Source organism: Cryobacterium cheniae (genome assembly GCF_004403395.1).
Taxonomy (GTDB): Bacteria; Actinomycetota; Actinomycetes; order Actinomycetales; family Microbacteriaceae; genus Cryobacterium; species Cryobacterium cheniae.
The window spans coordinates 91,198-103,904 of record NZ_SOGN01000008.1; the positions used below are offsets into that span (position 1 = coordinate 91,198).

The window sequence follows — 12,707 nt, forward strand, 5'->3', positions numbered from 1 at the left end:
GATGCCGCACCCGCGTGCCGTTCTGCCGCCGCACACTCGGAGAACGCGATCCGGGGCGGCGGAGACAGGCACGAGCCGTCGCTCCCAGGTCGCGTGTTCCGGGCATTCGTCCGGGACCCGCTGGATGAGGGAGACCGCAATGAGCGACAGCATCACCGTGACCGGAATCGTAGCCACCACGCCTCGTCACCTCGTGACCAGTTCGGGACTGGCCATCACCACGTTTCGGCTGGCGTCCGGCCAACGGCGCTTCGACCGGGTGAAGCAGAGCTGGGTCGACGCCGAGACCAACTGGTACACGGTCTCCTCCTTCCGGCAACTGGCCCACAACGTGGTGAGCTCCGTGCAGAAGGGCGAGCACGTCGTCGTGTCCGGGCGGCTGCGCATCCGGCCCTGGGAGAACGCCGACCGAAACGGCACCTCGGTCGAGGTCGAAGCCGACACCGTCGGGCACGACCTCGCCTGGTGCCGCACGGTCTACAAGCGCTCGCCTCCGCCCGGCGTGGCGGCGGCGGCACAGCCGGCCGAACCCTCGGACGGCTTCCTTCCGGCCGATGGCGATGACGAACCCCGGCTGAGCGGGGAGGCAGAGGCCACGGCACTGGTCGGGGTCGATTCCTAGCGGACATCTGGCAGACTCGGATGTCTGACCGCACCGCGGTCGCGGAAGGATCACGTGCCGGCACCATCAGATCAGGAAACCCGGAGACAACGAACCGGCATCCGTTTCGGACGCTGCGGGAGCGCGCTCCTGCTCGGCCTGACCGTCAGCATGTCCTTGGCGGCCTGCACGGCCGTGCCTGCCGGGACACCGCCGGCCACGGTCCCGGCGGCGGCCACTCCGACCCCGAGCGCAACCCCGGCGCCCGCGCCGGTGCTGCAGCCCGAGAAAGACGCCACGGCGAACCTGGCCTACTTCGACAGCGTCGCGACGGCGGTCGTGGCCGCCGACGGCGCCGCGGGCGGGCAGGCGTTCGTGGACGCGCTGGTGGCCGCGGGTTTCGACAAGGCCCAGATGGAAGTCACCTTCGACGAGACCAACGTCGACCTGGCCGCGGACTCGATCCAGTTCTCCGTGCGGTTCAACGGGCAATGCCTGATCGGGCAGAACGGACCGGCCACCGGCGGGTACCACAGTGCGGTCACGGCGATCCTCGCATCAGGAACGTGTCTGGTCGGGGCCACGCGGCAAATAGACTGGTAAGCACTATGGCTGAATTTATCTACACGATGGTCCGCGCTCGCAAGGCGGTCGGCGACAAGCTGATCCTCGACGACGTCACCATGTCATTCTTCCCCGGCGCCAAAATCGGTATCGTGGGGCCGAACGGCGCGGGAAAATCCACGATCCTCAAGATCATGGCCGGACTGGACACCCCCAGCAACGGTGAGGCGAAGCTCTCACCCGGTTACTCCGTCGGCATCCTGATGCAGGAGCCCGAACTCGACGAGACCAAGACGGTCCTCGAGAACGTGCAGGAGGGGGTCGGCCCGATCAAGGCCAAGGTCGACCGGTTCAACGAGATCAGCCTCGCGCTGGCCGAACCCGACGCGGACTTCGACGCGCTGCTGGCCGAAATGGGCACCCTGCAGGAAGCCATCGACGCCGCCGACGCGTGGGACCTCGACTCGCAGCTCGAGCAGGCCATGGACGCCCTCCGCACACCGCCGGGCGACTATCCCGTGGCCGACCTCTCCGGTGGTGAGAAGCGCCGGGTGGCGCTGACCAAGCTGCTGCTGCAGAAGCCCGACCTGCTCCTCCTCGACGAGCCCACCAACCACCTCGACGCCGAAAGCGTGCTCTGGCTCGAGCAGCACCTGGCCCAGTACCCCGGCGCCGTCCTCGCCGTCACTCACGACCGGTACTTCCTCGACCACGTGGCCGAGTGGATCGCCGAGGTCGACCGTGGCCACCTGTACCCCTACGAGGGCAACTACTCGACGTACCTCGAGAAGAAGCAGGAGCGACTGCTGATCGCGGGCAAGAAGGACGCGAAGATGGCCAAGCGGCTCGCGGACGAGCTCGAATGGGTGCGCTCGAACGCGAAGGGTCGCCAGGCCAAGTCGAAGGCGCGCCTCGCGCGCTACGAAGAGATGGCGGCGGCCGCCGAGAGCACCCGCAAGCTCGACTTCGAAGAAATCCAGATCCCGGTCGGCCCGCGCCTCGGCGCCCAGGTCATCGACGCCAAGAAGGTCAAGAAGGGCTTCGGCGACCGCGTCCTCATCGAGGACCTCTCCTTCACCCTCCCGCGCAACGGCATCGTCGGCATCATCGGCCCCAACGGCGTGGGCAAGACCACGCTGTTCAAGACGATCGTCGGACTCGAGCCGCTCGACCAGGGCGAACTGAAGATCGGCGAAACCGTCGACATCTCCTACGTCGACCAGAGCCGCGCCGGCATCGACCCGAACAAGTCCCTCTGGGAGGTCGTCTCCGACGGCCAGGACTACATCCAGGTCGGCAAGACCGAGATCCCGTCGCGGGCCTACGTGTCCACCTTCGGGTTCAAGGGTCCCGACCAGCAGAAGAAGGCCGGCGTGCTCTCCGGTGGAGAGCGCAACCGCCTCAACCTGGCACTCACCCTCAAACAGGGTGGCAACCTGCTGCTGCTCGACGAGCCCACCAACGACCTGGACGTCGAGACTCTCGGGTCGCTCGAGAACGCGCTCCTCGAATTCCCCGGCTGCGCCGTGGTCATCACTCACGACCGGTGGTTCCTAGACCGGATCGCCACGCACATCCTGTCCTACGAGGGCACCGACGAAGACCCGGCAAACTGGTACTGGTTCGAGGGCAACTTCGAGTCGTACGAGCAGAACAAGATCGAACGCCTCGGTCCGGATGCCGCGAAGCCGCACCGCTCCGCGTACCGCAAGCTGACCCGCGACTAGGGCCCCCGATGAAGCTGCACGTTCCGGTGAAGTTGCGCTGGTCAGACCTGGATGCCTACGGCCACGTCAACAACGCCGAGCTGCTGCGCGTGCTCGAGGATGCGCGCATCCAGGCATTCTGGCCGGATGAGGACGGCGCCGGCCCCGGGGCGTTCGCCGGCACCGCGGTGCTCGACGGGCGTCCGGGAGCGGCGACGCTGACCCTGATCGCGCGAATGGAGGCCGAGTACCTGGCCCCGATCCCGTACCTGAGGCAGCCTCTGGACATCCGCCTCTGGCTCGGTAAACTCGGCGGAGCCAGCCTCGAGGTCTGCTACGAGGTCTGGACTCCGGTCGGGCTGGAGCCGGCGGTGCTCTTCGCGCAGGCGAGCACCACGATCGTGCTGGTGGACGCCGCGACCGAGCGGCCCCGCAAGATCAACGAGGTCGAGCGCGCCGCGTGGACGCCGTACGTGGACGAGCCCATCCGGTTCACCCGCCGCGCGACCGTGCCGTCGGAGTAAGCCGGGCCAACGCGGCCCGAACCCAGGCCGTCTCAGCCGGCGGTGATGGCGTCGCCGGTGACGGTGACCTTCACCGGCGCCAGCGGGGCGGAGGCCGGTCCGGCGAGGACCTCGCCGGTTTCACGGTCGAACTTCGAGCCGTGGCACGGGCAGTCGAACTCGTCCTTCACCGGTTTGACCACGCAGCCCTGGTGGGTGCAGATAGCGCTGAACGCGACCACGGTGCCGGCCTCGGGCTGGCTGATCAGGATGGGTTTGCCGTCGAGGGAAGCCTCGATGGAACCGCCCACCGGGATGTCGGCCAGCTTGGCCAACTCAACCGGGCCGTTTCCGGCGGAGCCGGAGTCCTCGGCGGCATCGGTGCTGCAGCCGGCCAGGACCACGGCGGTGCCGGCCGTGCCGAGAAGGAGCGCGGTACGGCGGGAGATGTCGGTGGCGTTCGTCATGGTTCTCCTCGATCGGGCGGACGTTCAGAGGCGTTCAGAGGCGTTCACAGCCTGGAAAAAATGCTACTCCGTGTTCGTGGGCGCGCGCAGCATGCCCTCCTGCGCAACGGTGGCCAGTAGCAGGCCCTCGCGGCTGTAGATGCTGCCGGTGGCGAGGCCGCGTCCGCCCTGGGCGGTCGGGGAATCCTGAACGTACAGCATCCACTCGTCGACGCGCCCGAAGCGGTGGAACCACATGGCGTGGTCCAGGCTCGCGACCTTGAGGCCCGGGGTGGCCCAGGCCACGCCGTGGCGGCGCATGACGGGCTCCATGATCGAGTAGTCGCTGGCGTACGCCAGGGCGGCGCGGTGCAGGTCGGGGTCGTCGGGCAGCGGGCCCATGGTCTTCATCCACACGGCCTGGCGGGAGGTGTGCTCGCCGTCGACCTTGAGGTAGATCGGCGACGGCAGGTGTCGCATGTCGAACGGCCGCTCGTTCGCCCAGTAGCGGGCGATGGAGTGGTCGACCTGGGCCAGGGAATCCGCGGTCGTCGGCAGGGACTCCGGGTCGGGCATATCGGCCGGCATCTCGATCTGGTGCTCGAGGCCCTCATCGTCATCCTGGAAGGAGGCGATCATCGACAGGATCGGGCGCCCGTCCTGGTACGCCTGCGTGCGGCGGGTTGAAAACGAACGGCCGTCGTGGATGCGGTCGACAGAGAAGGTGATCGGCTGGCCCACGTCGCCGGGGCGCAGGAAATAGCCGTGCATCGAGTGCACGTGGCGGTCGTCGGGCACCGTGCGCATCGCGGCGACCAGCGATTGGGCGAGCACCTGACCGCCGAACACGCGGCCGAGCGGCATCCACTGCGACGGCCCGGTGAAGATGTCCTCGCTGGTGCGGGCGCCCGTGTCGGTGAGGTCAAGGGCGGCCATAAGGCCTTCCATCGGCGAGTCCATGGGGCCTCCTCAGGCGCGTGACGGTCAAGGCGCGGGCATCGCTGTGACGCGCGCCGTACCTTGGTAGTTTAGGAGCAGATGAGTAAGTCATTTTCTCTCCCAGACTCCCTGTCCCTTCGCGACCTCCAGGTCTACCTGTCCCGTGCCGGCCGGGTGGAGGACGGTTCCGTGCGCCTGATCCAGGCCGCAGGGGTGCTCGCCGTCTACACCGCGATCCTCTATCCGCGCGGTCTCCTCGACTCCAGCCCCACCGTGCTGGGCCTGCGCACCTTCGCGCTCACCGCGCCGGTCGAGCTCGACGCGGTCGTCCCGGTGCGCTCCCTGCTGGACCGGCTCGCCCGCCTCACCGCGGCCGTGCAGACGGAGGAAGCGCCGGTGGTCGTCACCGTTCCCCTCGAAGTGACCACGGTGACCTGGGCCGGCATCTCGCCGCCCCAGGGCGGCTGGGCACTGCTGGGTGAAACGGATGCCGCGCTGCTCGACGCGGCCGCCCAGGCCGGTATCGAGGAGGTCGCCGCCGTCATCCCGACCGGGACCGGCGGGCAGATCGTGCAACGGGTGCGCTCCGAGGTCTGGAGCCGTCCGATCCCGGGCCTGGAGATCGTGCCGGCCGGCGCCGCCTTCGCGGCCGTCAGCCTCGGCTTCCTGCCGAAGGATGAACCCGTGCGCCTGTTCGAGACGGGCCTGTGGACCCGGCTGAGCACGAGCCGCGGACACATCCTCGTGCGTCGTAAGCCCTGGTCGCTGAGCCGCTGAGCCGCCGCTGAGCCGCCGCTGAGCCGCTGACCGCGCATCATCGGGCTACGCGGACTCAATCCGCCGGCCGCGCGTGCCCTGCCACAGCCGGGCGAGCACGACGGACGCCGGTGCGTCGAGGGCGGACCGGAACCCGGTGCCGGCCCAGAGGGCGAGCCCGTCGGCGTCGCCGCGCCGACCCGCATCCGCTCTGAGGCCACTGGTGAGGTGGTGCACCTGGGGATACGCGCGGGGAGCGGTGGCGTCGTGCGCGGCGATGAACGCGTTGCGCAGCCCGCGTGCCGGACGCCCGGAGAACGCTCGCGTGACCACGGTGTGATCGAATCTCGGGTCGACGAGGGCGTCCTTATGCGCCCGCTGGGCGCCGGATTCCACGGTGCGGAGGAACGCCGTGCCCAGTTGCACGGCGTCCGCGCCGCGGGCCAGGAGCGCCGTGATCCCGGCACTGGAGTGGATGCCTCCGGCTGCGATGAGCGGTAGCCGCGACAGGCGCCGGACGGCGGAGACCAGTTCCGGCAGGGGAGTGGTCTCCGGTTCTTCGATCGTCGTGAACGTCGCCCGGTGACCTCCCGCCTCCGGGCCCTGGACGCAGAGCACGTCGACTCCGCGTGCCGCGGCCAGGGCCGCCTCCGGAAGCGAGGTGACCGTTGCGATCACGCACGCGTCGACGGCGTGCAGCCCGTCCACCGCCGCGGCCGGCGGCAACCCGAAGGTGAACGACACCACCGGGACCCGGTACTCGATGAGAAGGGCCACCTTGTCGGAGAACCAGTCATCGTCCGAGACCCGTGTCGGGGGTAATTCCACACCGTGTTCCACCGCGGTTGCCTCCAGTTCCAGGCGGTAGGCGTCGACTCCGGACCGGTCGGTCATCGGCGGCGCGGGAACGAACACGTTCACGCCGTACGGCCGCCGGGAACCCTGTTTCACGTCGGTGATCTGCCGGGCCATCGCATCCGGATGCTTGTACCCGGCAGCCAGGAAGGCGAGGCCGCCTCCCTCGGTGATGCTGCGAACCAGTTCCGGGGTGGAGGCGCCACCGGCCATGGGCGCGGCGATGATCGGAATGCGAAGGTCTGTCAGGCTGAACATGGTCTCTCCCCGGTGTTTGGGTGCGTGTTGCGCAGTTCGTATGGCGTGTCCGTGCCAGCAGTACAGCTAGCGGTACAGCTAGCCCGCCGCCAGGAGCGCCGCCCAGAGGTCGGCGCGGGCGTGGAAGGCTCCCAGATCGCGGCCGAGCAGCTGCTCGGCGTGGCTGATCCGGCCGCGCACGGTGTGCCGGTGCACGCCGAGTTCCGTCGCCGCCGGGCCGAATTGGCCGTTGTGCTCGAGCCACACGCGCAGGGTCGTGAGGAGTGCCGTCCCGTGCGCGGCATCGTGGTCGGCGAGCGGTCGGAGGGTGGCTCGGCCGACCTCCGAGGCATCCGTTCGAGCCAGGAACGCGAGCACCCCCTGCCGGGAGATGACCTCGAATTCGACGATGCCGGCCGCACCCTCGTGGGCGCGCTCGAGCGCCTGCCGGGCCTGGGCGGCCGCGTGCGGCAGCGAGCGGTAGTCGCTCCGGTCGGAGACGCCCACGTGCAGGCCGAAGTCCACCAGTTCGGCGAGCAGCGGGTCGGCGGCGGGATCGACGATGAGCAGCACCTGCCGGCCGTCACGGGCGAAGAACAGGTGACCGGGGCGCTCCTCGACCCGCAGTTCGAGCAGCTCGGCGAGGGCGTCCAGGCGTTCGGGGGGAGGGGAGACGACGGCGACCCGCACCGGCTCGGCCGGGAGGGAACCCCAGAGCTCGCCGGAGACGCTCTGCACCAGCGGCAGGTCGCCGCCGAGTAGCGCCTGCAGCAGTCCGGACCGCAGGTGCCCGCGGGCGCGTCCCTGGGCGCTGTTCTGCTCGAGCGCCAGCCCGGCGAGGGCGATGACGCTGGTCACCACGTGCTGGCTGGCCTGGTCGAGCAGGGTGACGCCACCGAGGGCCAGCACCCCGCGCAGCTGGTCGCGCCGGCCGAGAGTCTGCAGGGTCAGGGTCTCGCCGCCCTCGTCGAGGGTGGTGCCGGCGCGCTGCCCGCGGCGGAGCAGCCGGCCGGCCTCCGCCTGCACCTGCCGCAGGGCGGGGGAGGCGTCGGCACCGGAGAACGCATCCCGGGGGAAGACCCGGTCGAGCGCGCCGCCCGCGTCGAAGAGCGCGACCCAGTGGCCCAGCTGCCGGGACAGCTCGCTGAGGATGTTGCTCAGGCCGTCGGGGCGGAGGGCCGCGTGCGAAATGGCGCGCTGGGCGCCCTGCGCCCAGGTGTTGCGGGCGTAGCGCAACTCGGCGACCAGGTCGCCGGCCGCGCGGGCCACCGCGATGAACGGTGTCTCGTAGGGCACCTCGACCAGGGGAAGTCCCTCGGCCAGACAGGCCGCCACGAGGGCGTCCGGGGTGCCGGCGCGCACGACCTCGGTGCCGAAGCCGAGGCAGGCGATTCCGCGGGCCGTGAGCCGGCACACATAGTCGCGGTAGTAGTCATCCGTCGTCGGGTCGGCGAACTGGGTGCCGGTGGTGAGCAGCACCTGGCTGGCGGAGAGGAAAGGCGTCGGGTCGGCGAGGTCGGAACTGTGCACCCATTCCACGGGCTGGTCGAGCGCGTGCGCGGGCAGCTGCCACTCGGGCGTGAGCAGTCGCAGTTCCAGGCCGGGCTGGGCGAGCAGGCGGCGCAGGGTGGGCAGAAGCGGCGGGGCCAGGTTCGAAGCCATGGGACGAGTGTACAACGTGGCGAAAGGTTCCCGGTGAGTTGTACATGGTGGCGGATCGCGCGGACGGTCGCCCTGCGTAGCCTTCTGGAAGCGGCATCGTCGCCGGCCTCACGCCGATGCACCGGCAGAGAAACAGGAGCAGCCATGACCCTCGTAGACGCCCTTCCCCTGATCCCGGTCGGCGGTCCGACCCTTCCCCAGGAACGCCGCCTCGTCACCGCCGTCCCCGGCCCGAAGTCCCAGAAGCTCAGCCGTCGCAAGCTTGAAGCCGTTTCCGCCGGGGTGGGCGTCACCCTGCCCGTCTACATCGTCGCGGCCGGCGGCGGCGTACTCGTCGACGTCGACGGCAACTCCCTGATCGACCTCGGCAGCGGCATCGCCGTGACCGGCGTCGGCAACAGCGCCCCCGAGGTCGTCGCAGCCGTGGCCGCCCAGCTGGCCCAGTTCACGCACACCTGCTTCACCGTCACGCCGTACGACTCCTACATCGAGGTGGCCGAGACGCTCAACCGGCTCACCCCCGGCGACCACGCCAAGCGCAGCGCCCTGTTCAACTCCGGCGCCGAGGCCGTGGAGAATGCCGTCAAGATCGCCCGCCACTACACCGGCAAGCAGGCCGTCGTCGCGTTCGACCACGCCTACCACGGCCGCACCACCCTGACCATGGGCCTCACCGCGAAGAACCAGCCCTACAAGAACGGCTTCGGCCCCTTTGCCGCGGAGATCTACCGCGCACCCACCTCGTACCCCTACCGCGACGCCGGTCTCGACGGGGTCGGGGCCGCCCGGCGCGCCATCACCCAGATCGAGAAGCAGATCGGCGCCGACAACCTGGCCGCCCTGATCATCGAGCCGATCCAGGGTGAGGGCGGCTTCATCGTGCCCGCGCCCGGCTTCCTGCCCACCCTGGTGGACTGGTGCCGCGCCAACAGGGTCGTCTTCATCGCCGACGAGGTGCAGACCGGCTTCGCCCGCACCGGCGACCTGTTCGCCAGCAACCACGAGGGCATCGTCCCCGACCTGATGGTGCTGGCCAAGGGCATCGCCGGTGGGCTGCCGCTCTCCGCCGTCACCGGCCGTGCCGAGATCATGGACGCCCCCCAGGTCGGCGGCATCGGCGGCACCTATGGCGGAAACCCGCTCGCCTGCGCCGCGGCCCTGGCCACCATGCGCAGCTACGAGACCGAGAACCTGGCCCAGCGCGCCCGCGAAATCGGCGCCATCCTGACCGGGCGGTTGAACGCCATCCGTGCCGTCGACAAGCGTGTGGGCGATGTGCGTGGCCGCGGTGCCATGATCGCGATCGAACTGGTCGACCCGGTTACCGGAGACCCGGATGCCGCCCTCACCGGCCGCGTCGTGGCGGCCGCCCATGCGCAGGGCGTCGTGCTGCTCACCTGCGGCACCTATGGCAACGTGATCCGCTTCCTGCCGCCGCTGAGCATCCCGGACGACCTCTTGGTCGAGGGCCTGCAGGTGCTGAGCAGCGTGTTCGCGGCCGCATGAGCCTCGTCGACACCGTTCCGGCGGCCACCACCCTGCTCACCCGACCGCTCGCGACCACACTGCCCGCCGCCACGACCACACTGAGCGCCGCGACGACCACACTGCCCGCCGCCACGACCACACTGAGCGCCGCGACGGCGACCCCGCCGGCCACCCCGCTGGACGACGCCCGGTCGCAGCTGACCGCCGCCATCGGCGTGCTCGGTTACGGCTCGGGCCTGCATTCCCTGCTTGCCACCCCGCGCCGCGAACTGACCGTCGCCGTGCCGCTGCGCCGCGACGACGGCAGCACCTGCCTGTTCACCGGCTACCGGGTGCAGCACAACCTGTCCCGCGGCCCCGCGAAGGGCGGCCTCCGCTACAGCCCCCACGTCACCCTGGACGAGGTGCGGGCCCTGGCCATGTGGATGACGTGGAAGTGCGCCCTGCTCGACGTGCCCTACGGCGGAGCAAAGGGTGGGGTCACCATCGACCCGCGACTGTACTCCCAGGCGGAGCTGGAGCGGGTCACCCGCCGGTACACGAGCGAGATCCTCCCCATCATCGGCCCGGAGAAGGACATCCCGGCCCCCGATATGGGCACCGACGAGCGCACCATGGCCTGGATCATGGACACCTACTCGGTCAACGTCGGCTACACGGTGCCCGGAATCGTGACCGGCAAACCGATCAGCCTCGGCGGATCGCACGGGCGGGCCAGCGCCACCTCCCGCGGGGTCACCCACATCGCCCTCGCGGCGCTGACGCACCGCGGCCTCCGGGTGAACGGGGCCACCGCGGCCGTGCAGGGCTTCGGCAAGGTCGGCCACGACGCCGCGGTGTTCCTCACCGAGGCCGGCGTGCGCGTGGTGGCCGTCAGCGACCAGTACGGCGCGGTCTACAACGCGCAGGGGCTCGACTTCGAGCGCCTCGGCGCGCACGTCGCGGCCACCGGTCGGGTCGACGGCTTCGACGGCGCGGAACCGCTGGACGGCGACCTGCTGCTCGAACTCGACGTGGACCTGCTCGTGCCGGCCGCCGTCGAGGGAGTGCTGCACGCGGGCAACGCGGCCCGGGTCACGGCCCGGGTCATCGTCGAGGGCGCCAACGGGCCCACCTCGCCCGCGGCCGACCTCATCTTCGCCGCGAACGGGCAGCTCGTCGTGCCCGATATCCTCGCCAATGCGGGCGGCGTCATCGTGTCCTATTTCGAGTGGGTACAGGGCAATCAGGCATACTGGTGGAACGCTGCGGAGGTCGAGCACAAGCTCGCCGAGCGGATGCTGGCGGCCTGGCACCAGGTCGTCGACTACGCGGCCGCCAAGAACCTGTCCCTGCGCGCCGCAGCCACCGTGCTCGCCGTGGAAAGGGTGGCGGAAGCGCACCTGCTGCGCGGCCTGTACCCCTAAGCGACACCCGCATTTCACCACCCGTATCTCCCGCATCGCATCGGAAAGAGACTCATCGTGTCCACTCGTGAAACCGAACTCCTCGCCCGCGTCCCGGACGGCCTCTACATCAACGGCACCTGGCAGCAGGGTGGCGGCGACGCCATCGAGGTCACCGACCCGGCGACCGGTGCCGTGCTCAAGCGCATTGCGAACGCGGATGCCGCCGACGGCATCCGGGCCCTCGATGCGGCCGTCGAGGCGGCCGAGTCGTGGGCGGCCACCGCGCCGCGTGTCCGGGCCGAGATCCTGCGCCGGGCCTTCGACCTGCTGCAGGAACGCCGCGACGACTTCGCGCTGCTGATGACCATGGAGATGGGCAAGCCTCTCGCCGAGGCCAACGGAGAGGTCACCTACGGCGGCGAGTTCCTGCGCTGGTTCAGCGAGGAGGCCGTGCGCATCAGCGGTCGCTTCGGGTTGAACCCGGAGGGAACCGGCACGATGGTCGTCTCTCAGCACCCGGTCGGTCCGTGCCTGCTGATCACCCCGTGGAACTTCCCGCTGGCGATGGCCACCCGCAAGATCGCCCCCGCGCTCGCCGCCGGCTGCACGGTCGTCGTGAAGCCCGCCGAGCTGACCCCGCTGACCACCCTCTTCTTCGTGCAGCTGCTCGAAGACGCCGGCGTTCCGGCCGGCGTCGTCAACGTGATCACCACGTCGACGTCTTCCGCCGTGGCCGGGCCGATCATCGCCGACCCCCGGCTGCGGAAGCTCAGCTTCACCGGGTCGACCGCCGTGGGACGCAAGCTCATCCAGCAGGCATCCGAGGGCGTGCTGCGCACCTCGATGGAGCTCGGCGGCAACGCCCCGTTCGTCGTCTTCGAGGACGCCGACCTGGACAAGGCCGTCGAAGGCGCGATGCTGGCCAAATTCCGAAACATCGGCCAGGCCTGCACCGCGGCGAACCGCTTCATCGTGCAGGAGTCCATCGCCGCCGAATTCGCCAGCCGCCTCACCGAGCGCGTCGGCGCGATGAAGATCGGCCGCGGCACCGAAACCGGCGTCACCATCGGCCCGCTCGTCAGCGAGGCGGCCGTCGCCGGCACCGACGCCCTCGTGCAGGACGCGCTGGCCCACGGCGCCACCCTGCTCGCCGGCGGCAAACGCCCCGCAGGGCCCGGCAGCTTCTACGAGCCCACCGTGCTGACCGGCGTGGCCCCGGCCAGCGCCATCCTGACCGAGGAGATCTTCGGTCCGGTCGTCGGCATCGTCACCTTCGCCGACGAGGCCGAGGCCGTCCGCCTGGCCAACTCCACCGAATACGGCCTGATCAGCTACGTCTTCACTCAGGACCTCGCCCGCGGGCAGCGGATGATCGCCAGCCTCGAAACCGGAATGATGGGCTTGAACACGGGCCTTGTCTCCAACGCGGCCGCACCGTTCGGCGGGGTCAAGCAGTCCGGTATGGGCCGCGAGGGCGGGCTCGAGGGCATCCAGGAGTACCTGTCCACGAAATACACCCTCATCCCGGTCTCCTGACCGGTGCGCCACCGGCGCCACCCCGT

At 70.1% G+C, this 12,707-nt stretch carries 12 protein-coding genes; 8 read left to right on the forward strand and 4 right to left on the reverse strand.

Annotated elements, in window-relative coordinates:
* Positions 1-139 precede the first annotated feature (139 nt).
* Genes E3T23_RS01245 through E3T23_RS01260 form a run of 4 tightly spaced genes read left to right on the forward strand, consistent with a single transcriptional unit; the run spans position 140 to position 3,395 of the window.
* Complete coding sequence (locus E3T23_RS01245; RefSeq protein WP_134368603.1) at positions 140-622, forward strand: single-stranded DNA-binding protein; 483 nt, start codon at positions 140-142, stop codon at positions 620-622.
* 54 nt (positions 623-676) lie between these two features.
* Entirely contained in the window at positions 677-1,204 is a 528-nt protein-coding gene (locus E3T23_RS01250) for a DUF6993 domain-containing protein (protein ID WP_241977494.1), read from the forward strand.
* A 5-nt stretch (positions 1,205-1,209) separates the two neighbouring features.
* Positions 1,210-2,892, forward strand: coding sequence for an energy-dependent translational throttle protein EttA (gene ettA, locus E3T23_RS01255; protein ID WP_134368604.1), 1,683 nt, complete (start codon positions 1,210-1,212; stop codon positions 2,890-2,892).
* Between the two features lie 8 nt (positions 2,893-2,900).
* Entirely contained in the window at positions 2,901-3,395 is a 495-nt protein-coding gene (locus tag E3T23_RS01260; protein ID WP_134368605.1) for an acyl-CoA thioesterase, read from the forward strand.
* Between the two features lie 32 nt (positions 3,396-3,427).
* Here the strand turns inward: E3T23_RS01260 and E3T23_RS01265 are convergent, their stop codons facing one another.
* On the reverse strand, positions 3,428-3,841 hold the full coding sequence (locus E3T23_RS01265; RefSeq protein WP_134368606.1) for a QcrA and Rieske domain-containing protein: 414 nt from the start codon (positions 3,839-3,841) through the stop codon (positions 3,428-3,430).
* A 63-nt stretch (positions 3,842-3,904) separates the two neighbouring features.
* On the reverse strand, positions 3,905-4,768 hold the full coding sequence (locus E3T23_RS01270; protein ID WP_134368683.1) for an acyl-CoA thioesterase: 864 nt from the start codon (positions 4,766-4,768) through the stop codon (positions 3,905-3,907).
* 90 nt (positions 4,769-4,858) lie between these two features.
* Here E3T23_RS01270 and E3T23_RS01275 point away from each other — a divergent pair, with 90 nt between their 5' ends.
* Positions 4,859-5,536, forward strand: coding sequence for a DUF8185 domain-containing protein (locus tag E3T23_RS01275; RefSeq protein WP_134368607.1), 678 nt, complete (start codon positions 4,859-4,861; stop codon positions 5,534-5,536).
* A 45-nt stretch (positions 5,537-5,581) separates the two neighbouring features.
* Here the strand turns inward: E3T23_RS01275 and E3T23_RS01280 are convergent, their stop codons facing one another.
* Together E3T23_RS01280 and E3T23_RS01285 are read right to left on the reverse strand one after the other, a co-directional pair.
* On the reverse strand, positions 5,582-6,628 hold the full coding sequence (locus tag E3T23_RS01280) for a nitronate monooxygenase (protein WP_134368608.1): 1,047 nt from the start codon (positions 6,626-6,628) through the stop codon (positions 5,582-5,584).
* Positions 6,629-6,706: 78 nt separating this feature from the next.
* Positions 6,707-8,269 carry a PucR family transcriptional regulator gene (locus E3T23_RS01285; protein ID WP_134368609.1) on the reverse strand — a complete coding sequence of 521 codons (1,563 nt, stop codon included), beginning with the start codon at positions 8,267-8,269 and terminating at the stop codon, positions 6,707-6,709.
* 144 nt (positions 8,270-8,413) lie between these two features.
* Here E3T23_RS01285 and gabT point away from each other — a divergent pair, with 144 nt between their 5' ends.
* From gabT to E3T23_RS01300, 3 genes are read left to right on the forward strand one after another with little or no spacing between them, the layout of a single operon-like run.
* Entirely contained in the window at positions 8,414-9,775 is a 1,362-nt protein-coding gene (gene gabT / locus E3T23_RS01290; RefSeq protein ID WP_134368610.1) for a 4-aminobutyrate--2-oxoglutarate transaminase, read from the forward strand.
* Entirely contained in the window at positions 9,772-11,163 is a 1,392-nt protein-coding gene (locus tag E3T23_RS01295) for a Glu/Leu/Phe/Val family dehydrogenase (protein WP_134368611.1), read from the forward strand. Before gabT ends, E3T23_RS01295 begins: the two co-directional genes overlap by 4 nt.
* Positions 11,164-11,217: 54 nt before the next feature.
* A complete protein-coding gene (locus E3T23_RS01300; RefSeq protein ID WP_134368612.1) occupies positions 11,218-12,681 on the forward strand; it encodes an NAD-dependent succinate-semialdehyde dehydrogenase in 1,464 nt (487 codons plus the stop codon).
* Positions 12,682-12,707 lie beyond the last annotated feature (26 nt).

Bases quoted from the DNA above. Each gene is read 5' to 3' on its own strand.
- E3T23_RS01245 (WP_134368603.1), top strand. From the start codon at position 140: ATGAGCGACAGCATCACCGTGACCGGAATCGTAGCCACCACGCCTCGT.
- ettA (WP_134368604.1), top strand. From the start codon at position 1,210: ATGGCTGAATTTATCTACACGATGGTCCGCGCTCGCAAGGCGGTCGGC.
- E3T23_RS01260 (WP_134368605.1), top strand. From the start codon at position 2,901: ATGAAGCTGCACGTTCCGGTGAAGTTGCGCTGGTCAGACCTGGATGCC.
- E3T23_RS01265 (WP_134368606.1), bottom strand. From the start codon at position 3,841: ATGACGAACGCCACCGACATCTCCCGCCGTACCGCGCTCCTTCTCGGC.
- E3T23_RS01270 (WP_134368683.1), bottom strand. From the start codon at position 4,768: ATGGAAGGCCTTATGGCCGCCCTTGACCTCACCGACACGGGCGCCCGC.
- E3T23_RS01275 (WP_134368607.1), top strand. From the start codon at position 4,859: ATGAGTAAGTCATTTTCTCTCCCAGACTCCCTGTCCCTTCGCGACCTC.
- E3T23_RS01280 (WP_134368608.1), bottom strand. From the start codon at position 6,628: ATGTTCAGCCTGACAGACCTTCGCATTCCGATCATCGCCGCGCCCATG.
- E3T23_RS01285 (WP_134368609.1), bottom strand. From the start codon at position 8,269: ATGGCTTCGAACCTGGCCCCGCCGCTTCTGCCCACCCTGCGCCGCCTG.
- gabT (WP_134368610.1), top strand. From the start codon at position 8,414: ATGACCCTCGTAGACGCCCTTCCCCTGATCCCGGTCGGCGGTCCGACC.
- E3T23_RS01295 (WP_134368611.1), top strand. From the start codon at position 9,772: ATGAGCCTCGTCGACACCGTTCCGGCGGCCACCACCCTGCTCACCCGA.